Origin of the sequence: Pseudomonas sp. Os17 (assembly GCF_001547895.1) — a bacterium.
Lineage (GTDB): Bacteria > Pseudomonadota > Gammaproteobacteria > Pseudomonadales > Pseudomonadaceae > Aquipseudomonas.
This window is the reverse complement of sequence record NZ_AP014627.1, coordinates 361,094-387,854: the sequence shown is the minus strand read 5'-3', so window position 1 is coordinate 387,854 and position 26,761 is coordinate 361,094. Positions and strand designations below refer to the sequence as shown.

Here is a 26,761-nt window from a genome sequence, read left to right as displayed (position 1 = left end):
TGTTCTTGCAGCTCGAAGCTTGGAGCTTTCAGCTGCTCTTCTCTAATGCCCATAGGTCGCTTTCAATGCTTTCAAACCGCTCTTTGAGGTGGGTCTGCACATCGAAAATCGCCCGGTTGTAATAGTGCGGAGCAATTTCCCGGGTAAAGAGTTCAAGAATCTCCGCCGCCTCGAACGAGCCCAGGTCGAGCTCGAAGCGCTCGGCCATGAAGCGCTTGATCTTGTGCGTCGCCTCACTCTCCTGTTCGGCAGTGAGGCTCAGGATCGGCGGCTTGGATTTCTTGATCGCCATTTACCAGCGACCGTCCCAGGCGGCGAAATTCTGCAGCAACTGCAGGCCGTGGGTATGGCTCTTCTCCGGGTGAAACTGCACGGCGAAACGCGAGCCATCGGCCAGCGCCGCGGCGAAATCCACCCCGTAATGACCGCTGCCCACCACCTGCCGCGCGTTGCCGGCGTTGATGTAGTAGCTGTGCACGAAGTAGAAGCGCGCCCGGTCCGGAATGCTGTGCCACAGCGGATGGTCCACCGCCTGCTTCACTTCGTTCCAGCCCATGTGCGGCACCTTCAGGTGCTCGCCGTCCTCGATCAGGCCCTTGCCGAAGAACTTCACCTGGCCGGGAAACAAGCCGATGCAGTCGACGCCCTCGTTCTCTTCGCTGTGGTCGAGCAAAGCTTGCATGCCCACGCAGATCCCGAGGAACGGCCGATCCTGGCTGACTTCACGCACCAGGGAGTCGAAGCCCAGGCGACGGATCTCGGCCATGCAGTCGCGAATCGCGCCCACGCCGGGAAACACTACCCGGTCGGCTTCGCGAATCACGCCGGCATCGCTGGTGATCAGTACCTTGCCGGCGCCCACGTGCTCCAGGGCCTTGGCCACCGAGTGCAGGTTGCCCATGCCGTAGTCGATAACGGCGACGGTCTGCATTACAGCACGCCCTTGGTGGAGGGCATCTGGCCGGCCATGCGCTCGTCCAGCTCCACCGCCATGCGCAGTGCACGGCCGAAGGCCTTGAACACGGTCTCGATCTGGTGGTGGGTGTTGGTGCCGCGCAGGGTGTCGATGTGCAGGGTCACGTTGGCGTGGTTGACGAAGCCCTGGAAGAACTCCTGGAACAGGTCAACGTCGAAACCGCCGACGGTGGCGCGGGTGAAGGGTACGTGCATCTGCAGGCCGGGACGGCCGGAGAAGTCGATCACCACGCGGGACAGGGCTTCATCCAGCGGCACATAGGCGTGGCCGTAGCGACGGATGCCCTTCTTGTCGCCGATGGCCTTGCTGAACGCCTGGCCGAGGGTGATACCGACATCCTCCACGGTGTGGTGGTCGTCGATATGCAGGTCGCCCTTGCTTTCGATGTCCAGGTCGATCAGCCCGTGCCGGGCGATCTGGTCCAGCATGTGCTCAAGGAAGGGCACGCCGATATCGAATCGGGCCTTTCCGGTGCCATCCAGGTTGATCGAGGCTTTGATCTGGGTTTCCAGAGTGTCGCGCTCGACAGATGCCTTACGTTCGGCCATCACCAGCTCCGCAAAATCATTGGGCGAAAAAGGCGAATAGTATAGGCCCGACGGCGGCCAAACAGAAACACGCAGGACAATATCCTGACGGGCGCCAGCCAATGAATACGGGCTGTACCTGTCATGACAACTTCAGGAAATGGCTTGCCGGTGAAGGCGCCGGGGCTTGCCGACCCAGACGCCGGATTCGCCGGCAGCCCGGCCCCTACGCAGGAGCCGGGCTGCCGGCAAAGCCCTTAATTGAACAGCACCGCCGTTTTCTGCAGGGTGACCCACACGCCCCACGCCAGCGGAATGCCCACTGCCAGCCAGGCGGCGATCACCAGCGGCAGGCTGGCGGATGACGCTTTCCACTCCAGCACGACACTGCTGTCGGCGCCCTTGTCGTGGCCCAGGGCCTGCTCGGCCGCCAGTTGCTCGTCGGTCATGAAGTACTTGTCGGCCACCGGGCGCACCAGCAGGTTGCACAGGAAGCCCAGCACCAGCAGGCCGGCGAGGATGTACAGGGTGATGTCATACGCCGCGGCGCGTTCGACGCCGATGCTCAGCTGGTACTCGCGCAGGTAGTTCACCAGCACCGGGCCCAGCACCCCCGCCGCCGCCCAGGCGGTCAGCAGGCGACCGTGGATCGCCCCCACCATCTGCGTGCCGAACAGGTCGGCCAGGTAGGCCGGCACCGTGGCGAAGCCGCCGCCGTACATCGACAGGATGATGCAGAACGCCGCCACGAACAGGGCGATGTTGCCCAGGTGGCCGAGGTTCGGAATCAGCGCGTACAGGGCAAAGCCCAGGGCGAAGAACACGAAGTAGGTGTTCTTGCGTCCCAGGTAGTCGGAGAACGACGCCCAGAAGAACCGCCCGCCGATGTTGAACAGGCTCAACAGACCGGTGAAGCCGGCCGCGATGGCGGCGATCTGCGCCAGTTGCCCGGCATCCAGCTGGCTGAAGGTCAGGCCGTTGCCCAACAGCTTGCCGGCGAACACTTCCTGCAGCAGCGGCGAAGCCATGCCGAGAATGCCGATACCGGCCGAGACGTTGAGGCACAGCACCAGCCAGACCAGGCGGAACTGCGGGGTCTTCCAGGCCACGTTCACGTGCACATGGCGGTGGGTGATCATCGAGTTGGCGGCTTTCTTCGCCGGTGCCGTCCAGCCTTCAGGCTTCCAGCCGGTAGGCGGGACCCGGTACGCCAGGGCGCCGCCGATCATGAACACGAAGTAGATCGCGGCCATCACCAGGAAGCTCTGCCACACGCCAACGCTGGTCGGGGTGGCGAAGTGGCTCATCAGCGCCGCCGCCAGGGGCGCGCCCACCATGGCACCGCCACCGAAGCCCATGATCGCCATGCCGGTGGCCATGCCGCGTTTGTCCGGGAACCACTTGATCAGGGTCGATACCGGGGAGATGTAGCCCAGGCCCAGACCGATACCGCCGATGACCCCGGAGCCGATCCACATCAGCCAGATCTGGTGGGTATAGACCCCCAGGGCCGAGATCAGCAGGCCGCCGCACCAGCACAGCGCCGAAACCACACCGGCCTTGCGCGGCCCGGCGTGTTCCAGCCAGCCACCCCAGATCGCCGCCGAACAGCCGAGGAAGATGAAGAACAGGGTGTAGATCCAGCCGAGCATGGAGATCGGCCAGTCGCACTGGGACGAGAAGACCTGCGCGATGAAGCCCATGTCCGGCGCGCACGCCACCGGCGCGCTGATGCCCAGCGCCTTGGACAGCGGCAGCCAGAACACCGAGAAGCCGTAGGCCATGCCGATGCACAGGTGAATGGCCAAAGCGGCCGGCGGAACCAGCCAACGGTTGAAACCGGGCTTGGCAATGATGCGTTCCTTGGACAAGAACGCTGGCTGAGCGCCCGAACTGGCGGACGCGATGCTGGAGCTCATGGTTGTTTCCCCCAATTATTAGAATTGTTCATCGGCCACTCCTCTGCGACGACCTTGGCCCATGGGCACGGTCGTTTTATGAGTAAAGCTTCCTTTTGGCAGGCGCGACATTAAGTCGCGGAAGGACGGACGAACCGCGAGAGGTTACCATTTGCGACAAACTAAAAAACCAAACTGCCCCCACCTTTTTTCCGGCAACTGTATTGGCCGCAAGCCTGGCCAGTGGCTAAAAGAGCCCCGCCAAAACGAAAAAACCTCTAACTGCAATGGGTGACCAGCCGTCAGGTTCAGAGCGTTATACTCCCTCGCTAAATTTTGAATTCGACATACAAGGACTCGCCCATGAAAGCGTTCGGCAAAATCCTGGGTCTGGTAATTCTCGGGCTGTTGCTGATCATCGTGGCTCTCGGCTTTGCCCTGACCCACCTGTTTGATCCCAACGACTACAAAGAAGAGATTCGCCAGATAGCCCGCGACAAGGCCCACATCGAGCTGACGCTCAATGGCGACATCGGCTGGAGCCTGTTCCCCTGGCTTGGCCTGGAATTGCATGACGCGGGCGTGGCCACCCTGGCCAATCCGACCCAGCCTTTCGCCGACCTGCAAATGCTCGGCCTGTCGGTGCGAGTCCTGCCGCTGCTGCGCCGCGAAGTGCAGATGAGCGATGTGCGAGTCGAAGGCCTGAACCTGCGCCTGAACCGCAACAAGGAAGGCCACGGCAACTGGCAGGACATCGGCAAGGCCGCCCCGACCGACAAGCAGGCCGAAACCCCGGCCACCAGCACCGGCGAAGCGAGCCCGCCCAGCGGCGCCCCGGACAAGTCGTCACAGCCGATCCGCCTGGACATCGACAGCCTGACCGTGAACAACGCCCGGGTTGAGTACAACGATGAACAGACCGGCAAGCAGTTCACCGCCGAAAGCATCCAACTGAGCACCGGGCCGATACACGAAGCCACCAACACGCCGCTCAAGCTCACCGCGTTCCTGGCCAGCAGCCAGCCCGCCGTGCGCGTGCGCACCGAACTCAATGGCGAACTGCGCTTCGACCGCGCCCTGCAGCGCTATCAGTTCGAAGACATGCGCCTGTCCGGCGAGGCCACCGGCGATCCGTTGCAGGGCAAGACCGTGACCTTCGCCGCCCAGGGCCAGTTGCTGCTGGACAAGGCCGCCAACGTCGGCCAGTGGACCGGCCTCAAGGTCTCCTTCAACCAACTGCGGGCCCTGGGCGAACTCAAGGTCAACGACCTGGACAAGACCCCGCAGATCAGTGGCGGGATTTCCATTGCCCAGTTCGACCTGGCGAAATTCGTCGACAGCATCGGCCAGACCCTGCCGGCCATGGCCGCAGGCAGCCTGAGCAAGGTCGAGCTGGTCAGCCGCCTGCAAGGCACGCCCAGCAGCCTGGCCCTGGAAGACCTGAACCTGAAGCTCGACGACAGCACCTTCAGCGGCCGCCTGGCCATCGAGGACTTCGATAAGCAGTCACTGCGCGCCCAGCTCAAGGCCGACACCTTCAATGTCGACCGCTACCTGCCGCCCAAGTCCGCCGAAGCCAACAGCGCCGCCACTGCGCGCAAGGCCGAAGTGCAGAGCAGCGAAGCCGACGCCATGGCCGGCGCCGGCACCACGCCGCTGCCCAACTCGCCGACCAAGGGCGCCTGGAGCACCGACAAACTGCTGCCGGTGGAACGCCTGAACAAGCTCGACGTCGACGCCGACCTGAGCTTCGGCCAACTGACCCTGGACAAGCTGCCGATTCAGAATGCCGCGCTCAAGGCCAGCGGCCAGGGCGGCCTGCTGAAACTGTCCAGCCTGCGCGGCGAGCTGTACAACGGCAGCTTCGAGGCCAACGGCACCCTCGATGTGCGCCAGAGCACACCGCAGTTGAACCTGCAGACCAAGATCAACCGGGTGCCGGTGGAACGCATCCTCGAAAGCCAGGGCCAGACGCCTCCAGTCAAGGGCCTGGTGACCCTCAACAGCAACCTCAGCGGCAACGGCAACAGCCAGAAAGCGCTGATCGACAGCCTCAACGGCAGCGCCAGTTTCGTCATCAACAACGGCGTGCTGCTCAACGCCAACATCGAACAGCAGTTGTGCCAGGGCATCGCCGTGCTCAACCGCAAGAACCTCACCAGCACGCCCCGGGGCAAGGACACCCCCTTCCAGGAGCTCAAGGGCAACCTGACGCTGCGCAACGGCGTGGCCAGCAACCCGGACCTGAAAGTGCGCATCCCCGGCCTGAGCGTCAACGGCAATGGCGACATCGACCTGCGGGTCCTGGGCATGGACTACCGAGTCGGCATCGTCGTTGAGGGCGACCTCAGCGATAACCCGGACCCGGCCTGCCAGGTGGGTGAACGCTTCACCGGCGTTGAACTGCCGCTGCGCTGCCGCGGGCCGCTGGAGCTGGGGGCCAAGGCCTGCCGTCTGGACAAAGACGGCCTGGGCCAGGTCGCGGCCAAGCTGGCCGGTGACCGGCTGCAGCAGAAAATCGACGAAAAGCTGGGTGACAAGGTCAGCCCGGAACTGAAAAACGCGCTCAAGGGGCTGTTCAAACGATGAGAGCCGAGGCCTTTGCACCGGCGGTGCTGGACTGGTACGACCGCCACGGCCGTCATGACCTGCCCTGGCAGCAGGACATCAACCCGTATCGGGTGTGGGTGTCGGAGATCATGCTGCAACAGACACAGGTCAGCACCGTGCTCAACTACTTCGACCGCTTCATGGCCTCGCTGCCCACGGTGCAGGCCCTGGCCGAGGCCGCGGAAGACGAAGTGCTGCACCTGTGGACCGGCCTGGGCTACTACACCCGGGCGCGCAATCTGCAAAAGACCGCGAAGATCGTCATGGCCGACTACGGCGGCGAGTTTCCCCGTGACGTGGAAAAACTCACCGAGCTGCCGGGCATCGGCCTGTCCACCGCCGGCGCCATCGCCAGCATCAGCATGGGCCTGCGGGCGCCGATCCTCGACGGCAACGTCAAGCGGGTGCTGGCACGCTTCACCGCCCAGGAGGGCTACCCGGGAGAACCCAAGGTGGCCAAGCAGCTGTGGGCCACTGCGGAACGCTTCACGCCCCACAGCCGGGTCAACCACTACACCCAGGCGATGATGGACCTGGGGGCGACCCTCTGTACCCGGAGCAAGCCCAGTTGCCTGCTGTGCCCCCTGGAGCGCGGCTGCGAAGCCCACATGCTCGGCCTGGAAACCCGCTACCCGATTCCCAAGCCGCGCAAGGAGGTGCCGCAGAAGCGCACCCTGATGCCGTTGCTGGCCAACCGCGAAGGCGCCATCCTGCTTTACCGGCGGCCCTCCAGCGGCCTCTGGGGCGGCTTGTGGAGCCTGCCGGAACTGGACGACCTGGACGACATTCCGCACCTGGCCTCGCAGCACGCCCTGGAACTGGGCCAGCAACAGCAGATGCCGGAGCTGCTCCACACCTTCAGTCACTTCCAACTGGCCATCGAGCCCTGGCTGATCCGGGTCGAAGAGTCGGCCCTGCACGTCGCCGAGGCCGATTGGCTCTGGTATAACCTCGCCACCCCGCCGCGCCTGGGCCTTGCCGCCCCGGTGAAGACACTGCTCAAACGCGCGGCCGAAGTCTTGAATGCAGGAGAGTCGTCATGACCCGCACCGTAATGTGCCGCAAATACCAGGAAGAACTGCCGGGCCTGGAACGCCCCCCGTACCCGGGCGCCAAAGGCCAGGATATTTTCGAACACGTCTCGGCCAAGGCCTGGGCTGACTGGCAGAAACACCAGACCCTGCTGATCAACGAAAAGCGCCTGAACATGATGAATGCCGAAGACCGCAAATATCTGCAGGGCGAGATGGACAAATTTTTCTCCGGCGAGGAATACGCCAAGGCCGAAGGCTACGTGCCGCCGGCTGAGTAAAACCCGCACAAAATCGGGGGCGGAACGTAAGCGGCGGTAATAATTAAACTTTTTTTCAAAACTTGCTTGACGCCCCCCTGAAAAACCCGTTTAATGCGCCCCGTTGCCCAGATAGCTCAGTCGGTAGAGCAGGGGATTGAAAATCCCCGTGTCGGCGGTTCGATTCCGTCTCTGGGCACCACCTTCAGCTTTCAGGTGGTGTTTGCATCACGTGAAAGCAACCAGAAAACCCGCCTAGTGCGGGTTTTTTGTTGCCTGCCATTCAGCCCTTCCCTTCCTCCCCGCTCGACACCCCCGGCTTTCTTTCCTGCACAACCCAACCGCTGCGCGATCATCGCGCCACCCACACAGCGCATCACGCCGCGGCTTTTCTCAAGTGTTCACTTAAGTGAAGAACCATTTAGAGATAATCATCTTTTGATATTCGAGCAGAACCCATATAGAACAGGGCCTATAGCAAAAAAATCATAGATAATTTTTCCGGCCTTCGAGATGTTTGCACAATGCCTGCATTCCTCCATCAAGACCTTGAGCTGCTAAACCCATCCTTCGACTCCCCTCTGGTGGACGTGCTGAGCGAGCTTGAGCACCTTCGGCGCTTGCGCTTGGAAGGCGATACGCCTCCTGCGGTCTTCTATCAGCTGAAAACAATCTTCCACATCCTGGAAAGCCTGGGTTCGGCGCGCATCGAGGGCAACCACACCACGCTTGCCGACTACATCGAGAGCAAGGTGGAAGGCACAGCCGAGGACACGGACCAGCTACGCGAAGTGGCGAACATCGAAAAAGCCATGGACTACATCGAGCAAACCATTGGCCCGGGAACACCAATCACCGACCTCATCATCAGAGAGCTGCACGCGATGACCGTCCAGGACCTGGGCCGAGAGGGCGACAAGACGCCTGGAGCGTATCGCCAGGGCGCCGTACAGATTGCTCAGGCCGCTCACCTACCTCCTGATGCCCTGATGGTGCCCAGCTACATGCAAGAGCTGGTGGAGTTCGTCAATCGGGAGGACCTGCCCAAATACGACCTGATGAAAGTGGCCTTGACCCATCACCGGTTTGCCTGGATTCACCCATTTGGCAACGGCAATGGCCGCGTGGTGCGCCTCCTGACTTATGCACAGCTGATGAAATATGGCTTCAACGTCGATACGGGTGGCCGCGTACTCAACCCCACTGCCGTTTTCTTCAATGATCGGGAACGCTACTACGCCATGCTCGCCACCGCGGACCAAGGAACCAAGGCCGGGCTGGAGACCTGGTGCACTTATGTTCTGGAGGGCATCAGGGACGACCTGGAAAAGGTCAATCGCCTCACCGACTACCGCTACCTGAGCCGGCACATCCTCGCTCCCGCCATTACCTTTGCTCGGGATCGACAATGGATCACTGCTGCGGAAGAAACGGTACTGACCACAGCGATCAAGTCAGGCGTTGTTAAGTCGAGCGACATCGCCCAGGCGCTGCCCAAACTGACTGCCGGACAAAGGACCTATCAAATAAAGAAACTGGTGGACCAGGGCATGCTATTGCCCATCAGCACCAACGCCCGGCAATACACCATCGGCTTCTCCAACAGCTACCTCATCAGAGGAATGATCAAGGCACTTCGAGAGCAAGGGTTCATACCGGCACCGCTTGAGGCGCCATGACACTCACTCAGGCTCTGCGAGGGCGACCAGAATCAAACTGATCCTGGCCGCACTCACGCACCGCCTGCGCCGATCAGAAGGCCTTATTCGCCCACTCCAGCGCCTGCCCCTGGGCCACATCGAGCAGGGCCACGCCATCACCGAGCAGCAGCGAGGCGATGTCGGCGATCTGGAACAGGTCGCTGGCGTCAGCCGTTTGCGCGGTCATGCCGGACAGGCTGCTCATCAGTTTGTGAAGGGCGCGGATGCGCTGATCGGCGCAGGCCAGAAGATCGACCAGCGGCGCATGAGGATTGATCAGCAGGACGGGGTTGTCCGCTGGCGTGTGTTGAAGAGGGATATATCCGTTCATTGGTGACACTCCTTGTGTATGAGGAGCTACCACCCAACTTCCTACCGGCCAGGTGGCAGCTGCACGCGGGGGTAGGAACCGGTCACAAGATCCGGCCACGCCGAAGCGTGCCCGCGTACAGCCGCCATAACGCATAGGCAGCAAACAGCACCCAAAGACTTGGGTGCTGGTACGCATCTCATGATCGGGTTCCTACGCCCGGCCGCTGATTTGGCAGCGACCGGCGCAGAGTAAAGAGCAGGTCCGATCAGCGCAAGCCCTCACCTGGTGACTGAAAGTAACCAGTCCACTCAGTGTTTGTGCCGATGATGAACATCGGGGAAGTGTGCATGGCTATGCCGGATCGGCGCGTGCTCATGGGGATGGCTGTGGGGCTCCGAGCCGTCCCACTCAAAGCCGTGTTCATGCTGGTGGTGCTCGTCATGCCGATGGCGATGGTTGTGCGCGAGAGGCTCGTGCTGATGCTCGTGAACGTGGTGCTCCATCAAGTGAATCCACACGCCGATGGCCATCAGTGCCGCAGCCAGCAGAAACCACAGGGAAACCGACTCGCCGAGGATCAGAATCGAAAGCGCTGCGCCAAGGAAAGGCGCCGTGGAGAAGTAGGCCCCGGTGCGCGCACTGCCCAGCCCTCGCAGGGCCAGGACGAATAGCACCAGGCTGACGCCGTAACCCAAAAAACCCACCAGCAGTATTGGCCCCAGCGTGGCAGCAGCAGGCAGTTGCGCGCCAACAAGCAACGCCAGGCCGGCATTGACCACCCCCGCCACCACTCCTTTGCTACCGGCAATGAATAGCGCATCGGACGCCGAGACGTTACGGGTCAGGTTGTTATCGATGGCCCAGCACAGGCAGGCGCAGGCCACCGCCAGTGGCCCCAGCCAGTCATCAGCACCGGCGTGCTGCTGCGGCCATGACAGAACGATCCCGCCCAACACGATGGCGAGCATGCCGAGCACGATCCGGCGATCGGCGTTCTCCTTGAACACCAGCCACGCCAGCACCGCGGTGAGTACCGACTCCAGGTTGAGCAGCAACGAGGCGGTGGCGCCTGCGGTCCGCGTCAGACCGAACATCAGCGCGACCGGCGCCAGCACTCCGCCAAACAAGATCGCCCCCAGCAGCCACGGCCACTCGCGCGCCGTCAGCCCCGTCGGTTGCCAACCCCGATCGCGAACGCAACGGACAATGGCCAGGCCGACGCCACTGCCCAGGTACAGCAGCCCAGCCAGGAGCATCGGCGGAACATCCAGCCCCAGCAGCTTGGCCAGCGGCGTACTGGCGCCGAACAAGGCGGCGGCGGCCAAGGCATGGAGCACACTCAGATTCATATTCGGATCGCCTTTCAGACTGGTTGCATGCGGTTGTGCATGATGGCTCTGCCCATGTGGAAAGGATGTGAATCACCCCGCAACGAACAAGCGCATGACCCCGTTTCTGCCCGCCCATAGTAAAAACCCTGAATCTTTCGACTCAGGGTTTTTCAGGCCTGGAATGGGGCATTGCCCCTGTTCAACGCTGGGCAACACTCCCGCCCTCACTCAGTAGGCGTCATTCCAGTGCAGGTTGAGGTCGCGCGTGGCCGCCATCCGCGTATCGACCATGCTGTGTTGCACATGCCCGTTGCGCGTGGTGACGACCTGGTATTTGCCGGCCGGCAACTGCACATAGACGAACGGGCCCACCTGGTTCAGGTTCAGCACCGACCGCCCTTGCAGGTTCTGGATCGCCACGTCGATATCCGAGGTGTATTGGTTTTCCGGCCCCACGGAAAAGATCATATGCAGGTTGTAACCCTTGACCAGCTGGATAGCCCGCGACTCGTCCAGGCCGATGCCGCCGCACAGATAGGTGATGCCATTCTGTTGTTGCGGCTCCAACTGCACGCCGGCCGGATCGATCGGCTCGCTGCTGATGGCGGCAGACTGCAGGCCAAGTGGCGCCACTGACAGCAGCGCCGCCACAACGCCGGATATGACACTCATAGGAAAGGACTTCATGATGACCACTCCCGGGTTCGTCTCGAACCGGTGAACAGAACACCACCGCCATGTCTTCAGCCCCAGGATGGCGGTGACTGGGTCTCCCCGACTGTCTCTGAATGACCAGCCCCTCTCAGGCAAGCAGCCTTGTGCTTGCAGCTCCTGTCTTAAGTGTATGCCGCGACAGAGAGCGGTTTAGAACGATTCGGCGTGAAGTCTTTAACCAAAGGAATCTAGGCTCGCCGACGCGGAGACCTTGCCCGCCCAGCCACTTGTTCACTGCGAACTGGCATCCATCAGCACCTTGAGCGCCGCATCGGCCTCGGCAAGCTGGGCCTTGGTGGGCTTGCCGGCAAATTGGCTGCGCTGCTTGTTGAGGGTCAGGTAGGCGTTGTCGCCATCCCCCCAGATGTAGGAGTAGATCAGCAGGAAACTGTCGGAGCCGGGCTGGCAGTAAGGGGCGACGCTGCGCAGCGGCGCCAGCAGCTGGATCATCTCGCCATAGTTGTCGGTGAACTCCAGCAGGGCGAACTGCCAGCGACCGGTCTGCGGATCATAGTGCGAAGCGCTACCCAGCCCGGCCCAGATCTGCACCACTTCCTGCAGGCTGCGCGCTCCGGAATCCTGCAACCACTCGGCATCGACCCGGGCCGAGCCGTACATGTCCTTGCTGTCGAACCACTTCTGCCAATCGCTGTAGGAAATCGCCGGGCGTGGCGCTGCCGCCATGGCCTTGGCGTACTGCTCGGGGGTCATGCTGCAGCGCAGATACACCGAGGAAGGCTCGCTCGCCTGCGCCTGCCCGGTCGCCGCCAATAGCGCTGCCAGCGCCAGCCCTGTCCATGAGCGAAATTGCATGGTTGTGGTTCCTGATCGATCGAAAAAGGTCGCCAGCATACCCGCGCCGACACAGATCAAGGACGCTGCCCAATTCGATCAACGCCGAACGCCGGCCTATAAGCTCAAGCTGGCGCCTGCGCCGCCTGCCAATGCTTCATCTCCTCAGCGATAAAGTGCTGCACCAGATCGCTGTACAGCTTCTCGATGGCATCCGCGCTCAGGCCTTCGGCCTCGGCCCATTCGCGGCGGGTGGCGAGCATCGCCTTGAAGCGCTCCTCGGCCCGCACGGTGGCCGCCGAGGTCTTGAACTTCGACGCCGCCAGCACGTACTTGAAACGCGCGCCCAGCAGGGCAATGACCGCCCGATCCAGGTGGTCGATTTCCCGACGGATGTCTTCCATGCCCTGGCATTGTTCCGGGCTCATCTGCTGCTTCACTTCCATGCTCAAGACTCCATCGACGTCTGGGGATACCCGGCTTTGGCCGGGCCCGGATTATTCCCATGACGGCGCAGGGGAGTAAAGTTGCGGGCTCGCGCCCATTCGACTGCCAAGGAACTGCTCGCGTGAACCAGAAGAGAACCCGAGTCCGCCTGCCCCACCCCAAGCCCGGCAAGACCGGCAGGGGCGCCTGGGTATTCCTGCTGATCGGTGGCGTGCTGCTGGCACTCACCGCACTGCTGGGCTGGACCCTGGTGAGCGCGCTGCAGGACGGCCTGATCGTCACCCGCAACCGCGCCGGCCCGAAGCTCGTCTACAGCCAGGCACAACAGCCGACCCAGTTCTATATCGAGCTGCTCTGGCAAAGCATCAGCACCCTGTTGCTGGGTGCACTGGCAGTTGCCGCGCTGTGGATCGGCCGGGTATTAATGGGCGCACAAAAAAAACATCGCTGATGCCGGATGCCGCTCCGGCATAGTGCAGCCGCCCAGGAACAAGCGCCCATGTCCCTGTTGTCCCCTCCCGACCTGCCTGCCACGCGCCTCGCCACGGCCGGCCCAGACCCCAGCGAAACCTTCAGCGAACCGGCGGCGGATGGCTTTGTGCTTGGCGGTTTTGCCTGGCGCCACCCGCAAGCCGATCCGAGCAGACCGGTGGTCATCATCAACCCCGCGACCTCGGTGCGCTGCCGCTACTACGTGCGTTTCGCCGACTACCTGTTCGCCAATGGCTTCGACGTCATGACTTACGACTATCGCGGCATCGGCGAGTCGCGTCCGGCCTCGCTCAAGGGGCTCAAGGCGTCCTGGTCGGATTGGGGCGCACTGGATTTCGAAGCCATGCTGCAACGGGCCCGGCGCGAGTTTCCCGGGCAGCCGATCGATGTGGTGGGCCACAGCTTCGGTGGCTGTGCCGTGGGCCTGGCGGCCTCCGCCGGGGAAATCCGCCGTGTGGCGACCATGGGCGCGCAGTTCGCCTACTGGCGCGACTACGAGCCCCGGCTGCGCTGGCGCATGCTGGGCAAATGGCATGTGCTGATGCCCCTGCTGACCCGCCTTCACGGCTACTTCCCCGGCAAGCGCCTGGGCTGGATGGAAGACACGCCCGCCGGCGTGGTCCGCGACTGGGCCACCCCGCACCCACGCTACGAAGGCCGTCCCAGCGGCCGCAGGCTGGCCGCTGCGCGCAATGGCCAGCCCTTCGCCCAGGTCAGCGCCGCCGTGCTCGCCATCAGCCTCAGCGACGATCCCTTCGGCACGGTGGCGGCCATCGAGCGCCTGCTGGCGTACTTCAGTAACAGTCCGCGCACCCACTTGCGCATCGCCCCGCAGGATATCGGCGAAACCGAGGTCGGCCATTTCGCCTTTTTCCACAGCCGTTTCGACACCCGGCTCTGGCCCATCATCCTGGGCTGGCTGCGCCACGGCGAACTCGACCGCAGCAGCCCGGGACGGCTGGTACCGCGCGCCTGAGCCGCCCCGCTCGCCCGGCGGCAGGTGCTCCGACCTCGATTTGCTGGCATCCTTGGCCGCCTGAAAAGGTCGCCGCTGCCCGGCGACCCACGCGATACACCTCCCAGCATCAAGGTAAGGCGCCCATGGCATCTGCGAACAAGCAACACAAACGGGCCCAGCGGGCGAAAACCAAGGCCAAGCAAAACCGCGCCAAGCGCACCGCTCCCACCTCGGAGCTGGAACTGGACCCCAACGACAGCCGCATCGACTTCGAGTCGGTGGACCTGACCGAGCTGTTCGTGAAAATGCGCGACGCCGAGAAAACCAGCTTGCAGGCCATGTGCACCGTGTTCCTCTCGGACCCGTTGCTGGAGCTGGTGTATGAGCAGGAGGGCGACGAAGGCGCCACGGATTTCATCCTTGCGGCGCTGATCGAGTACCGCAACTGGTCCACCGAGGCCGACGAGGCGGCGGCGCTGGAGTGGATCGAGTCCGAAGCCTTCCGCAACGACTACATGGCCGCGTCCCAGGCCCTGTTCAGCACCAAGGACTGAGCCGCAAACGGGCATGAAAAAAGGGCGCATTCAGCAATGAATGCGCCCTTTTTGTTTCAGCTACAGAAGCCGGGCCTAGACTCAGGCCGCTTCCAGCCGAGGGATTTCCATGCCGATGCGCGAGCTGGCGAAGTTCAGGTCGCCGCTGGCGATGGACTGGGCCTTGAAGCCCGAGCCGATCAGGTCGCGAACATACAGCTTGTTGTACATGAACATGAACACCAGGTTGCTCAGGCCGAAAGTGAACATCGACAGCAGGAACATGATGGCCGCCCATTTCCAGTCAGCGCGGAACAGGGCCGGGATGAAGCCGAAGAAGAACACGGTCCAGGAGAAACCAACTGGCGCTTCCTTGATGGCTCCGGTGTTCGGGTTTTTGAAGATGATTTTAGTGAACGCCATGCGCGTCTCCTTGCCGCCCCATTTTGAGGAACCAACGACCGGGCGATCGCCATTGGGCCCTGAATGCTCATTCTTCGAACCGGGACCGTCAGCCATGCCATGGGCAAGTGCGGACAAATCAGGAGCATGGGCCGGCGCGGATGGATCAGGGGGAGGGAAGCAGAAGACGGATTCAGAGTCCCGACAAGCGTTCAATCCCTGGCATGACAGCGCTATTCCATAGCTCCTCTCACGCAGGCACGCAAGAGCTCTTATCGAAGAGCGCGCAGGCTACTATTTCGCCAGCGGGCTGTCCACGAAACGCCAGGTAACAATTCACAAATCCGATAAAAAAGGCCGCGGTCAATGCTGACGGCGGCCTTTTTGTATGGCAAAGCGTCAAACCGTCAGTTCAGTACCAGGGCACCATTGCGCTCGGCCTTGCGCCGACGAGCCACCAACAGCCCCGCAGCGATGACGATGATACTCAGCAGGCCGGTGGCGAGGATCTCCACCCGGTGCTCTTGCTGGAACAGCATGATGCCCAGGATCGCCACGATGAACACGATCACCGCGTAGGTCAGGCCGGGGAACAGCCACATGCGGAAGGCGATCTTCTCGCCGGCGGCCATGCGCTTCTGGCGCATGCGCAGTTGCGATACGGCAATCACCAGGTACACCAGCAGGGCGATGGCGCCGGAACTGGCCAGCAGGAACTCGAACACCGCCGCCGGCGCTACATAGTTGGCGAACACCGCAAGGAAGGCTGCAGCGGTGGACAGGATCACCGCCCAGTAAGGCGTGCCGCTGGCGTTGGTGCGCTTGGCCACAGCCGGAGCGTCGCCCCGCTTGCCCAGGGAGAAGAGCATGCGCGAGGCGGTGTAGAGCGCCGAGTTCAGGCAACTGGTCACCGCCACCAGCACCACCAGGTCGACGATCAGCTTGGCGTTGGGAATGCCCATGCGATCAAGCACGGTCTGGTAGGAGCCGACCTGGGCCAGGCTTGGGTCGTTCCATGGCACCAGGGCCACGACGATGAAGATCGACACCAGGTAGAACAGGCCGATGCGCCAGATCACCGAGTTGGTGGCCTTGGAGATCTGCTTGCCCGGGTTGTGGGATTCCGCCGCGGCGATGGTGACGATCTCGGTGCCCATGAAGGAGAACATGGTGGTCAGCATGGCCGCCAACACCGCGCCCAGGCCATTGGGCATGAAGCCCTGGGTGTCCACCAGGTGCGAGACACCGCTGACCTGGCTATTGGGCAGCAAGCCGCAAATGGCCGCCAGGCCGAGGATCACGAAACCGATGATGGCCACCACCTTGATCAGGGCGAACCAGAACTCGAACTCGCCGTAGTTCTTCACGCTGAACAGGTTGGTGGCAGTCAGCAGCAGGGTGATCACCAGGGTGAAGACCCAGATCGCCACGTTGGGGAACCAGGCATGCAGGATGGTCGCGGCGGCGTTGGCCTCCAGCGGGATCACCAGCACCCAGAACCACCAGTACAGCCAGCCGATGGTGAAGCCGGCCCAGTGGCCGATAGCGCGATCGGCATAGGTCGAAAACGACCCGGTATCCGGCGAGGCGACGGCCATTTCCGCCAGCATGCGCATCACCAGCACCACCAGGGTGCCGGCAGCGGCATAGGCCAGGAGAACCGCCGGGCCGGCTTCGGCGATGGCGTGGCCGGAGCCGACAAAGAGACCCGCGCCGATCACGCCGGCAATCGACAGCATGGTCACATGCCGTGGTTTGAGCCCCTGTTCGAGGTCATTGGAGAGTTGCGTACCGCTCATGAAAAGCACCTTTGCAACGAAAAAAGAGTCACTCCACCCGGTCGGCATTCGTTCTCGTAAAAAGAATTCAACGGGGCGTTCTTTATTTCGCACGCAAGATTTGCGCCAAAATGTTACAGAGTCCCGGGAAACAAGGCTTGGCGAACCGACCGGCGGAAATCTCAAGTCATTGAGTTCAATGGCATTTCGCCATTTCGTTACTGGCCGACTCACTTTGTAGGACGAAACTGCGCACCAGAAACACACCCCGAAAGTACCCGATGCACAATTAGGTGGCAGATCCATGACCTTTGGCCCGTTAACCCTTCCAACACCCGGCCAAAGCTGGCACCATCGCGCCTTTTTTTACGCGACACCTACCGGATTCCAGGCGGATTCCGGGTTCAAACGGGCGTTCGGTTGTTGATGGGGCGACAGTCTTCTGTGCTGATGCGACAACCTGCCACACGCCGTCTGTTTACCTCCGGTAGCGCTGTTGGCTGCGCTTGGAACCCTATGCTAGCTTGGCGCCTCGCCAGGAAGGCCGCCAACAGCAGGAGCACAATGAACTCTATGAGGACCGCACATGGCTGAGGCCACGCCCGCGCTTGAAATCCGCAACTTGCACAAACGCTACGGCTCTCAGGAGGTACTCAAAGGTATTTCGCTGACCGCACGCGACGGTGACGTGATATCGATCCTGGGTTCCTCCGGCTCCGGCAAGTCCACTTTCCTGCGCTGCATCAACCTGCTGGAAAACCCGCACCAGGGGCAGATCCTGGTCGCCGGCGAAGAGCTCAAGCTCAAGGCCGCGAAAAACGGCGAGCTGGTGGCCGCCGACGGCAAGCAGATCAACCGCCTGCGCAGCGAAATCGGTTTCGTCTTCCAGAATTTCAATCTCTGGCCACACATGAGCGTGCTCGACAACATCATCGAGGCGCCGCGCCGGGTACTGGGCCAAAGCAAGGCCGAGGCCATCGAAGTGGCCGAGGCGCTGCTGGCCAAGGTCGGCATCGCCGACAAGCGCCACGCCTACCCGGCCCAGCTGTCCGGCGGCCAGCAGCAACGCGCCGCCATCGCCCGCACCCTGGCGATGCAACCCAAAGTCATCCTGTTCGACGAGCCGACCTCGGCCCTGGACCCGGAAATGGTCCAGGAAGTCCTCAACGTGATCCGCGCCCTGGCCGAAGAAGGCCGTACCATGCTGCTGGTCACCCATGAAATGAGCTTTGCCCGCCAGGTTTCCAGTGAAGTGGTGTTCCTTCACCAGGGCCTGATCGAGGAGCAGGGATCGCCACAGCAGGTCTTCGAGAACCCGCTTTCGGCACGCTGCAAACAATTCATGTCCAGCAACCGCTAACGGAGCTACACGCATGCAGAGCTATAAGAAAATCCTCCTGGCCGCTGCCGTCACTCTGGCTTTCAGCGCCAGCGCTGCCGCCGAAACCCTGAAGATGGGGATCGAGGCCGCCTACCCACCGTTCAACAACAAGGATGCCAGCGGCCAGGTGGTCGGCTTCGACAAGGACATCGGCGACGCCCTGTGCGCCAAGATGAAGGTCGAATGCACCGTGGTCACTTCCGACTGGGACGGCATCATCCCGGCCCTGAACGCGAAGAAATTCGACTTCCTGATCTCTTCGCTGTCGATCACCGACGAGCGCAAGCAGGCGGTGGACTTCACCGACCCGTACTACTCCAACAAGCTGCAGTTCATCGCCCCCAAGGCCAAGACCGACTTCAAGACCGACAAGGCCTCGCTCAAGGGCAAGATCATCGGCGCACAGCGGGCGACCCTGGCCGGCACCTGGCTGGAAGACAACCTGGGCGACGACATCACCATCAAGCTCTACGACACCCAGGAAAACGCCTACCTGGACCTGACCTCCGGCCGCCTGGACGCGATCCTGGCCGACAAGTACGTCAACTACGAGTGGCTCAAGAGCGACGCCGGCAAGCCTTATGAGTTCAAGGGCGAGCCGATGGTGGAAAGCGACAAGATCGGGATTGCCGTGCGCAAGAAAGATCCTCTGCGCGAGAAGCTGAACGCCGCCCTGAAGGAAATCGTGGCCGACGGCACCTACAAGAAGATCAACGACAAGTACTTCCCGTTCAGCATCTATTGATACTGACTTGCCTGACCGGCGCCCGCCCCCTGGGCGCCGGTCCTTAGCAAAGCCATCCAGACCCCATGAATATCGATCTCTTCGGATTCGGCCCGGTGCTCGCCGCCGGCGCGCTGATGACCGTCAAGCTGGCCCTCTCGGCGTTATGCCTGGGACTGGTGCTCGGCCTGCTCGGCGCCTTGGCCAAGACTTCCCCGTACAAGCCACTGCGCTGGCTTGGCGAAACCTATTCGACCATCGTGCGCGGCGTCCCGGAACTGCTGTGGGTGCTGCTGATCTACCTGGGCACGGTGAACATGATGAACGCGCTGGGGGAGCAATTCGGCAACCCCGACCTGGCCCTCAGCCCGTTCGTTGCCGGGGTGATCGCCCTCGGCCTGTGCTTCGGTGCCTATGCCACGGAAGTGTTTCGTGGCGCGATCCTGGCCATCCCCAAGGGCCACCGCGAAGCCGGCATCGCGCTGGGCCTTTCCAAGTGGCGGATCTTCAGCCGCCTGATCCTGCCGCAGATGTGGCGCATCGCCCTGCCAGGCCTGGGCAACCTGTTCATGATCCTGATGAAGGACACCGCCCTGGTGTCGGTGATCGGCCTTGAAGAAATCATGCGCCAGGCGCAGAACGCCGTGACCTTCGCCCGGCATCCGTTCACCTTCTACATGGTTGCGGCCGTCATGTACCTGGGCCTGACCGTGCTGTCCATGATCGGCATGCACTTCCTGGAAAAACGCGCCGCCCGCGGCTTTGTGAGGACGACGTAATGGAATGGGAAGTCATCTACAAATGGCTGCCGAAGTTCATCCAGGGCGCGACGCTGACCCTGGAACTGGTGGGCATCGCCGTGATTCTCGGCCTGCTGCTGGCCATCCCGCTGGGCATCGCCCGCTCGTCCAAGCTCTGGTACGTGCGCGCCCTGCCCTACGCCTACATCTTCTTCTTTCGCGGCACGCCGCTGCTGGTGCAGCTGTTCCTGGTGTATTACGGCCTGGCGCAGTTCGATGCGGTGCGCGAGAGCTTCATGTGGCCCTACCTGCGCGACCCGTTCTGGTGCGCTACTGCCACCATGACCCTGCACACCGCGGCCTACATCGCCGAGATCCTGCGCGGTGCGATCCAGGCCATTCCCCCCGGTGAGATCGAAGCCGCGCGGGCCCTGGGCATGTCCCGGCCCAAGGCGCTGTTCTACATCATCCTGCCGCGGGCGGCGCGCATCGGCCTGCCGGCCTACAGCAACGAAGTGATCCTGATGCTCAAGGCCAGCTCCCTGGCCAGCACCGTGACCCTGCTGGAACTGACCGGCATGGCGCGCACCATCATTGCCCGCAACTACCTGACAGTGGACATGTTCTTCACCGCCGGGGTGTTCTACCTGCTGATGTCGTTCATCCTGGTCCAGGCCTTCCGCCAACTGGAACGCTGGCTGCGGGTCGACGCCTGCCAGGGACGCTGACCTACTCCCGCTCCCGCCCGGGAGCGGGCCTGCCCCGGACTCACCGCCCATGCCCTCGATCCTCCAAGGCCCCGCGCTGCTCGATCGTTTCCAGGCCCTGGACGGCTTCCTGCTTGAACACCAGGCGCTCTGGCGCCCGCGCCCGTTCAACCATCTGCAACTGCCGTGGGAATCCACTCATCCCCAACTGGCCCAGTGGCTACGCCAACGCTCCCTGGAAGACGCCGAAGCCGCCCACAACCATCCGCAGCAGCTCCAGGCGCCGGCGCCCTTTGCCCAGCTGGCGGAGCAGGCCCGAGCGCTCGGCACACTGGGCGACCTCCCCATAAAGGCACTGCGCGCGCCTCACCCGCGCCTCAAGGTCGACGTGCCCGGGCGCAAATGGCAGCAGATCGAAGCCTTCGCCGCCTGCCTGCAATTCCAGCGCCCCCCCACTCACTGGCTCGACTGGTGCTCCGGCAAGGGCCACCTCGGCCGGCGCCTGCTGCAACCCGGGCAACAACTGACCTGCCTGGAATACGACCCGGCGCTGATCGACAGTGGCGAGCAACTGAGCCGGCAGCACGGCCTGCCCGCGCGCCATGTGCAACAGGACGTGCTGGCCGATGACACGCTCCAGCAGCTCTGCGCCGAGCACAGCCCGGTGGCCCTGCACGCGTGCGGCGATCTGCATGTGCGCTTGATCCAGCTGGCCAGCCAGCAGGGTTGTCCACAGCTGGCGATTGCCCCTTGCTGCTACAACCGCACCCGCGCCAGCCACTACCAGGGCTTATCCACAGCGGCCCAGGCATCGCACCTGGAACTGTCCCTGGAAGACCTGGCCCTGCCCATGAGCGAAACCGTCACCGCCGGCGCCCGGGTGCGGCGCCAGCGCGACCGCTCCATGGCCCGGCGCCTGGCCTTCGACCTGCTGCAACGGCAAGTGCGCGGGGTCGACCAATACCTGCCAACGCCTTCGCTGCCCAGCCACTGGCTGGACAAACCCTTCGCCGACTACTGCCGCGACCTGGCCGCCCTCAAGGACTTATCCACAGTCGATTGCCAGGATTGGGCCGCCCTCGAAGCCGCCGGCTGGCAGCGCCTGGCCCAGGTGCGCAACCTGGAACTGCTGCGGGGCCTGTTCCGCCGCCCGCTGGAATTGTGGCTGGTGCTGGACCGTGCGCTGTTCCTGCAAGAACAGGGCTACGCCGTGCGCCTCGGAACCTTCTGCCAGGCTCCCTTGACCCCGCGCAATCTGCTCCTGCTGGCAGAGCGCCCATAACCTGCCGCTGCACCGGCTCTAGCCGAAGTTCGTCGTGCAGGCCCCCTGCGGCCAGTGACCTTGTAAAACGGACATCGGACACCCCATGGGAAAGCCACAACCCATTGAAAGCCGCCGATCAGGCCGGGGGATGTCCGCAACTTCACAAAAGAAAAAAACCAAGCTCATGACGCCTACTAGTCTCTAAGACGTGCAGGGCATATGCCGCACTCAAGCCACAGCTCTGGCGCAACTCAAGCGGTCATGTTTCGACAGGAAGTCGCCAAGCTCACCATCACTGACAGGGAGTCAACCATGAACATCATCGACCCTCAGGCACCCACCTACGAAACCCTGCAAAAGGGTTTCAACTTGCGTTGGCCACCCAGTATCGAACAGGGCGCGAACCGAATTTATGTGTGTACGACACCTGATGAAGTTCTGACGGCAGCCAATACAGCACTGCATGATGGCTATCGCATCACGGTGCGCAGTGGCGGCCACTGCTACGAGGGCTTTGTTTCCAACAAGTTGAGCGGCGAGACACAAAACCTGGCGATTATCGACCTCGGTGAAATGAAAGGCCTGAAGTACGACGAGAGCCAAACCATCACTTCGCCCTGGGATCGCCAGAACAAGACGTATCGTTTCATGGCATTGACCGGCAATCAGAACTGGGACGGCTACCTGTCGCTGTACAAGCAGGCCGGGCGCACCCTTCCTGGCGGCTCATGTTATTCGGTCGGTTTGGGCGGGCACATCAGCGGCGGCGGTTACGGTTTGTTATCGCGCCTTCAGGGCTTGACCGTGGACTGGGTCACCGGCGTCGACCTTCTTGTGCCTGTGGAAAACTCGCGGCAACTGGAGTTCCGGCATGTTCGCGCGGACAGCCCGTCGAACAACGACAAGGCATTGTTCACCGCCTGTTGCGGCGCCGGCGGTGGCAACTTCGGCATCATCATCGGCTACTACTTCGAGCAACTGCCCCAAGCCCCGCGACAAGCCTACTGGATTCCCCTGGCCTACCCGTGGAAGGAGCTGATTCCCAACTTCTCGAACTTCCTGCGGGCCTATTGGCAATGGTTCTCGGATAACGACGCCAACGCGACCAGCCCGGTGGAAGGCGTTGGCAACGGTGGCTTGTTCACCCTGCTGAAACTCAACCACGTGGACACCTCCGACCATGTGGTGCTGGCGATCCAGTACACCGGCCCCAATGGCCGGGTCGGCGGCGCCAACGATATCCCGCTCAACGACTTCATCAGCAAGATGAACGCCGCGGCGGGCATCACGCCGACCCTGCATGACGGCTTCATCGCGCCCAACATTGCCCCGCTCAGGCACCCGCTCGCCGGCAGGAAGTTCAGAGGCGCGGTGCCTGAGCACACGGCGATGGACTGGCTGTACGTCACGCAAATGATCAACGGCTCGGGCAACAATCAGCGGGGCAAATACAAGTCTGACTATCAGGTCGAACAGTTCTCCGAACAGGCCTGCAACGCCTTGCTGACGCACTTGACCGAAGCCACGCCAGACAAACGCTTCAGCCAGTCGCTGGTACAGATCGACTCCTACGGCGGGGCGATCAATAAAAAGGGCATGGGCACCACCGCGGTTCCGCAAAGAAGCTCCCTGCTCAAAGCCCAATACCAGACGTACTGGGCCCACGCTGCCGACGACGCGGTGCAAATCGCCTGGATCCGCAACATCTTCACCGCCGCGCACGGCGGCAAGCCCAAGCGCCCCGCCTACGATGGCTGCTACATCAACTACCCCGATGTCGACATGAAATACACCGCCACCGGCGCGGTGGACCCCGACTGGCTGAACTTGTACTACGGCTGGAACAGCGAACTCATCAACAGACTGTCCAAACTGAAAGCCGCCATCGACCCCAACAACCTGTTTCGTCATGAACTGTCCATCCCGGCCACAAAGGCCGAGTAGGTCGCCGCCTGGCCACCCCCTGCGGCATGACCAGCGCCTGCTCGGCTGAGCCTTCGGCAACCCTGGGCCGCGGGCTCGAAGAGCAGGCTGTGGAGCCGTGCGACAGGCTGCCGCGACCTGTGGATAAGTCTGTTGATGGAATTCCGGCAAAGCCAGGGATTGCAGGGTGCTTAGCCCCCATCATCAGCTGGTCATTTTTTGTTCACAAAATAAAAGCCCGAAAAAACAGCCAGTTGCATAAAGATGAGAACGGCTCCACAAATCCGACAGTTCCCGGCCCTGGCGACCCATCCGTTGTGCATAAACACCTGAGCGAACGGGCATAACGCCCTGCGCCCAGGTGCCAGGGAGCGACCTCAGGCAAGGGCCTGATAGTGCCCCTTACTCATCGGCCCGCGCCGGGATCCACCACTCTTCGCCCCGGGCGGTGCTGATGTACTCCGGCCAGCGGAAATCATGGGGCACCTTGAAGTCCTCGGGCAGCAACGGCGCCTGCCAGCGGCTGCCGCCGATGCCGCCGCCGGTACGTTCGACGAACTCGGCCTTGGCCGCGCTGAGCAGGGCTTCGTCGGTCAGCAGGTCGACCAGGGTCGCGGCGATGGTCTTGGCCGCCACCTCGATCATCGGGTCGATGGTCTGGCGAATGCCGCCCAGGGCGTTGGACACCCAGTCCGGGTAGACCGTGCCCGGCGGCGCGCTGAGCATCGGCCGGGCCACCAGCAGGCGCACGGTCGGGCAGTGCCAGGTGTATTCCGGGTAGTCGTCGGAGGTCAGGTAGTTCTGCCAGGCGGGCATTTGCAGGCGCATCTGGCGCTCGCATTCCTGGGGCTCGATCAGTTCTTCGGTGGCCGGCAGGAAGGGCTTGTCCATGGCTTCAAGGCCGAGGTTGCGCTGGATCTCGCGGGCGATTTCCCGGGCTTCCTCATCCCACTGCGGGGCGCCTACCGCCGCCAGGTTGTCGTAGGTGGCCTGGGCCATGACGTGGTTGGGCAAGCCGCCCCGGGACTTGCAGACCCAGGTCTTTTTCCAGCGGCAGCCGGTGGCCATGGCCGCCGCGGCGGCGTTGTTGTCCATCACCTGGGAGATGGTTTCTGCCTGCTCGATGGAGTCGCAACGCAGCAGGTACTGGATCTGCGACAGGTGCGGCGGCAGGTTGTCGGCGGTGGCCTGGCCGGCGGTGAGGATCGCCTCGTTGTAGCTCCACAGGCCGGTGAACGGCAGGGTCGAGCGGCGCAGGCTTTCGTTGAGGGTGTAGAAATGCACCAGGGCGTCATTGGCCCCCGGGGCCCGGGCCGCCAGGTGGTTCTGCGGGATCGGGCTGTAGCGATCGGCGGCGATCCAGTTCTGCGGATCCTCGCAGGTGAAGCTGTAGATGTAGGCGTAGGCGATGCCGCAGTGGGTGTCCCAGGTGGTGGTGTTGTTCAGCGGCAGCATGTAGGTCGGGTGGAAGCTGATGGCCGCGTCGAGGTCATCGTAGTAGCCCTTGGCGGCGTGGACCGGCTTGGAGGCGCGGAGTTTTTCCGCCGGCTCGCCGAAGAACCTGATGCTGCCCTGCAGGCCGAATTCCACCATGGTCGCCTTGGCCGCCAGGGCCCCGCCGAGGGCGCTGATGCCCAGGGCCGAGTGCGGATCGGTGTGCCCCGGGGCGAAGCGCGACAGGCCCTCGCGCGGCTGCTTGCGGGTGGTCGCCGCCTGACAGTTGCCGGGCACCGCGTCGTACTCGCCGTAGGTGGCCAGCAGCGGGCCGCGGCCCTGGGTGAAGGTGGCGCAGAAGGCCGTGGGCATGCCGCCGCTGCCGCGCTCGACGGTGAAGCCCTCGGCCTCCAGCAGTTCGACATACCAGGCACAGGACTTGTACTCGCGGAACGCCGGCTCGGCGTAATGCCAGATGATCTGGTGCCAGTCCGACAGTTGCTGGCGGTGGCGCTCAACCCAATCGAGGGCGAATGCTTTGTAGCGGGACATGCGCGGCACTCCTGGTTATCCAGGTTCCGGCCGGCCGCTGCCCGGACGCCTCGGCGCCCGCGCAAGACCTGCAGGACCTCTTGTTGTTTTAGGGATGGTCCGGTCGATTGCGGCCCGGATCGAGGTCCAGTATTGGTGAAGCGGCTGCGACATCAATCGAATTTTTTCGCCAGCAATGTCAAAGAAAATTGACCAGTTCGACGCCATCGCGGCCCATACTGCGACGCGGCCAGCCGCGCCTCGGCGCCTTGCCTGGGGCCGTCGTACACAGGTTCCCCCGACTCGGAGGTTGTATGCGTTATCCCTCGATCACCGCCCTGCGCGCCCTCGACGCGGTCGCCCGGCTAGGCAGCGTGACCGCCGCCGCCCAGCAACTGAGCCTGACCCGCAGCGCCATCAGCCACCAGATCATCAGCCTGGAACAGAGCCTGGGTTTTGCCCTCACCGAACGGGTCGGGCGCGGCATCGGCCTGACCTACCAGGGCGAGAGCTACGCCCGGGAAGTGCGGCGCATCCTGGCGGACATCCAGGACGCCGGGCGGCGTTTCGACGGCCAGGCGGTGTCGGGCAAATTGCGCATCAGCTGCAATCCGGGCTTTGCCAGTTTCTGGCTGTGCAACCACATCAACGGCTTCCTGCGCCAATACCCCCAGGTGCAGCTGCAGGTGGTCAGCCCTCGGGCCCAGGACGACACCAGCGACGCCGAGGCCGATCTGTTCATTGCCTATGGCATCGGCGACTGGCCGGGGCTGCTGGTGGAGCAGATCGTCACCCTGCGCTTCTCGCCGGTGTGCAGTCCGCGCCTGATCAACGCCATCGGCGGCCTGAAGAGCCCGCTGGACCTCAAAGACTTTCCGTTGATCCACATGAGCGACACCAGCGACTGGCGGGTCTGGCTGGCGGCCGCCGGGGCCAGCCAGGTCAATCCCGACCGTGGCATTACCTTCTCCGACGCCCATTGCGCGCAGTCCGCCTGCATCGCCGCCCAGGGCGTGGCCATCGGCGACAACCTGCTCAGCGGCGATGCCCTGGCCCGGGGGCTGCTGGTGCGCCCGTTCGATATCAGCATCAGCGCCCTGCGCGGTTATTTCCTGGTGATCGACCCGGCCAAGGCCGAGCGGCCAGCGGTCCAGGCCTTCAGCGACTGGCTGAAAAACCAGCTGCAGGCCAGTGCCCAAAGCATCAGTGACAGCCCGCTGATCGAGCCTTGAAAGCCGGGTCGAATGGGAAATTTCACTCACCAATGAGGCAAAAATTATTCCATTGATGTGGCG

General features: G+C 63.0%; 26 protein-coding genes and 1 tRNA gene. 15 read left to right on the top strand and 12 right to left on the bottom strand.

From position 1 onward, the window contains the following. Nucleotides 1-28 precede the first annotated feature (28 nt). The 4 genes from POS17_RS01785 to POS17_RS01770 form a co-directional block, all read right to left on the bottom strand. Nucleotides 29-292 carry a DUF2164 domain-containing protein gene (locus POS17_RS01785; protein WP_060837100.1) on the bottom strand — a complete coding sequence of 88 codons (264 nt, stop codon included), beginning with the start codon at nt 290-292 and terminating at the stop codon, nt 29-31. After that, nucleotides 293-931, bottom strand: coding sequence for an imidazole glycerol phosphate synthase subunit HisH (gene hisH, locus POS17_RS01780; RefSeq protein WP_060837099.1), 639 nt, complete (start codon nt 929-931; stop codon nt 293-295). Next, nucleotides 931-1,524 (bottom strand): imidazoleglycerol-phosphate dehydratase HisB, encoded by a 594-nt coding sequence (gene hisB / locus POS17_RS01775; RefSeq protein WP_011058736.1) that lies wholly within the window; start codon nt 1,522-1,524, stop codon nt 931-933. Before hisB ends, hisH begins: the two co-directional genes overlap by 1 nt. A 236-nt stretch (nt 1,525-1,760) precedes the next feature. Then, on the bottom strand, nt 1,761-3,422 hold the full coding sequence (locus tag POS17_RS01770) for an OFA family MFS transporter (protein ID WP_060837098.1): 1,662 nt from the start codon (nt 3,420-3,422) through the stop codon (nt 1,761-1,763). Nucleotides 3,423-3,764: 342 nt separating this feature from the next. On the opposite strand from POS17_RS01770, the gene POS17_RS01765 reads away from it, so the two are divergent. From POS17_RS01765 to POS17_RS01745, 5 genes are all read left to right on the top strand, one after another. Next, nucleotides 3,765-5,990, top strand: coding sequence for an AsmA family protein (locus POS17_RS01765; protein ID WP_060837097.1), 2,226 nt, complete (start codon nt 3,765-3,767; stop codon nt 5,988-5,990). Further along, nucleotides 5,987-7,054: an A/G-specific adenine glycosylase gene (gene mutY, locus POS17_RS01760; protein WP_060837096.1), complete on the top strand. Its 1,068-nt coding sequence runs from the start codon at nt 5,987-5,989 to the stop codon at nt 7,052-7,054. Before POS17_RS01765 ends, mutY begins: the two co-directional genes overlap by 4 nt. Further along, nucleotides 7,051-7,323, top strand: a complete 273-nt coding sequence (locus POS17_RS01755) for an oxidative damage protection protein (RefSeq protein ID WP_047301095.1) — start codon at nt 7,051-7,053, stop codon at nt 7,321-7,323. Before mutY ends, POS17_RS01755 begins: the two co-directional genes overlap by 4 nt. A 105-nt stretch (nt 7,324-7,428) precedes the next feature. Then, nucleotides 7,429-7,504 (top strand) — tRNA-Phe (locus POS17_RS01750). Nucleotides 7,505-7,826: 322 nt separating this feature from the next. Next, nucleotides 7,827-8,981 carry a Fic family protein gene (locus POS17_RS01745; RefSeq protein WP_060837095.1) on the top strand — a complete coding sequence of 385 codons (1,155 nt, stop codon included), beginning with the start codon at nt 7,827-7,829 and terminating at the stop codon, nt 8,979-8,981. Nucleotides 8,982-9,054: 73 nt separating this feature from the next. Here the strand turns inward: POS17_RS01745 and POS17_RS01740 are convergent, their stop codons facing one another. From POS17_RS01740 to POS17_RS01720, 5 genes are all read right to left on the bottom strand, one after another. Continuing rightward, a complete protein-coding gene (locus tag POS17_RS01740; protein ID WP_060837094.1) occupies nt 9,055-9,333 on the bottom strand; it encodes a hypothetical protein in 279 nt (92 codons plus the stop codon). 290 nt (nt 9,334-9,623) lie between these two features. Beyond that, complete coding sequence (locus POS17_RS01735) at nt 9,624-10,664, bottom strand: DMT family transporter (protein WP_060837093.1); 1,041 nt, start codon at nt 10,662-10,664, stop codon at nt 9,624-9,626. A 210-nt stretch (nt 10,665-10,874) separates the two neighbouring features. Beyond that, entirely contained in the window at nt 10,875-11,333 is a 459-nt protein-coding gene (locus tag POS17_RS01730) for a hypothetical protein (protein WP_060837092.1), read from the bottom strand. A 258-nt stretch (nt 11,334-11,591) separates the two neighbouring features. Then, the gene (locus POS17_RS01725; RefSeq protein WP_060837091.1) at nt 11,592-12,173 is read right to left on the bottom strand and encodes a hypothetical protein; all 582 of its coding nucleotides are present in this window, start codon (nt 12,171-12,173) and stop codon (nt 11,592-11,594) included. Between the two features lie 104 nt (nt 12,174-12,277). Continuing rightward, nucleotides 12,278-12,598: an isochorismate lyase gene (locus tag POS17_RS01720; RefSeq protein WP_047301081.1), complete on the bottom strand. Its 321-nt coding sequence runs from the start codon at nt 12,596-12,598 to the stop codon at nt 12,278-12,280. Between the two features lie 122 nt (nt 12,599-12,720). Here POS17_RS01720 and POS17_RS01715 point away from each other — a divergent pair, with 122 nt between their 5' ends. From POS17_RS01715 to POS17_RS01705, 3 genes are all read left to right on the top strand, one after another. Beyond that, nucleotides 12,721-13,050: a hypothetical protein gene (locus tag POS17_RS01715; protein WP_060837090.1), complete on the top strand. Its 330-nt coding sequence runs from the start codon at nt 12,721-12,723 to the stop codon at nt 13,048-13,050. Between the two features lie 48 nt (nt 13,051-13,098). Further along, nucleotides 13,099-14,067, top strand: a complete 969-nt coding sequence (locus tag POS17_RS01710; protein WP_060837089.1) for an alpha/beta hydrolase family protein — start codon at nt 13,099-13,101, stop codon at nt 14,065-14,067. 125 nt (nt 14,068-14,192) lie between these two features. Further along, on the top strand, nt 14,193-14,603 hold the full coding sequence (locus tag POS17_RS01705; RefSeq protein ID WP_060837088.1) for a hypothetical protein: 411 nt from the start codon (nt 14,193-14,195) through the stop codon (nt 14,601-14,603). An 81-nt stretch (nt 14,604-14,684) separates the two neighbouring features. Here the strand turns inward: POS17_RS01705 and POS17_RS01700 are convergent, their stop codons facing one another. Next, nucleotides 14,685-15,005: a hypothetical protein gene (locus POS17_RS01700; RefSeq protein ID WP_060837087.1), complete on the bottom strand. Its 321-nt coding sequence runs from the start codon at nt 15,003-15,005 to the stop codon at nt 14,685-14,687. Nucleotides 15,006-15,391: 386 nt separating this feature from the next. Continuing rightward, complete coding sequence (gene gabP / locus POS17_RS01695) at nt 15,392-16,783, bottom strand: GABA permease (protein WP_060837086.1); 1,392 nt, start codon at nt 16,781-16,783, stop codon at nt 15,392-15,394. Nucleotides 16,784-17,348: 565 nt separating this feature from the next. On the opposite strand from gabP, the gene POS17_RS01690 reads away from it, so the two are divergent. The 6 genes from POS17_RS01690 (at nt 17,349) to POS17_RS01665 (ending at nt 23,522) form a co-directional block, all read left to right on the top strand. Beyond that, nucleotides 17,349-18,122, top strand: coding sequence for an ABC transporter ATP-binding protein (locus tag POS17_RS01690; RefSeq protein WP_016964770.1), 774 nt, complete (start codon nt 17,349-17,351; stop codon nt 18,120-18,122). 13 nt (nt 18,123-18,135) lie between these two features. Then, nucleotides 18,136-18,888 carry an ABC transporter substrate-binding protein gene (locus POS17_RS01685; protein WP_011058718.1) on the top strand — a complete coding sequence of 251 codons (753 nt, stop codon included), beginning with the start codon at nt 18,136-18,138 and terminating at the stop codon, nt 18,886-18,888. 65 nt (nt 18,889-18,953) lie between these two features. Further along, complete coding sequence (locus tag POS17_RS01680) at nt 18,954-19,646, top strand: ABC transporter permease (protein ID WP_060837085.1); 693 nt, start codon at nt 18,954-18,956, stop codon at nt 19,644-19,646. After that, nucleotides 19,646-20,335, top strand: coding sequence for an ABC transporter permease (locus POS17_RS01675; protein ID WP_060837084.1), 690 nt, complete (start codon nt 19,646-19,648; stop codon nt 20,333-20,335). The genes POS17_RS01680 and POS17_RS01675 overlap by 1 nt, the downstream gene beginning before the upstream one ends. Nucleotides 20,336-20,384: 49 nt before the next feature. Further along, a complete protein-coding gene (locus POS17_RS01670; RefSeq protein WP_060837083.1) occupies nt 20,385-21,596 on the top strand; it encodes a methyltransferase in 1,212 nt (403 codons plus the stop codon). A 294-nt stretch (nt 21,597-21,890) separates the two neighbouring features. After that, a complete protein-coding gene (locus tag POS17_RS01665) occupies nt 21,891-23,522 on the top strand; it encodes a BBE domain-containing protein (protein ID WP_060837082.1) in 1,632 nt (543 codons plus the stop codon). Between the two features lie 381 nt (nt 23,523-23,903). Here the strand turns inward: POS17_RS01665 and POS17_RS01660 are convergent, their stop codons facing one another. Then, on the bottom strand, nt 23,904-25,487 hold the full coding sequence (locus POS17_RS01660; protein WP_060837081.1) for a peptidase M20: 1,584 nt from the start codon (nt 25,485-25,487) through the stop codon (nt 23,904-23,906). 293 nt (nt 25,488-25,780) lie between these two features. Between POS17_RS01660 and POS17_RS01655 the strand changes: the two genes are divergently transcribed. Then, nucleotides 25,781-26,698 carry a LysR substrate-binding domain-containing protein gene (locus POS17_RS01655; protein WP_060837080.1) on the top strand — a complete coding sequence of 306 codons (918 nt, stop codon included), beginning with the start codon at nt 25,781-25,783 and terminating at the stop codon, nt 26,696-26,698. Nucleotides 26,699-26,761: the final 63 nt, after the last annotated feature.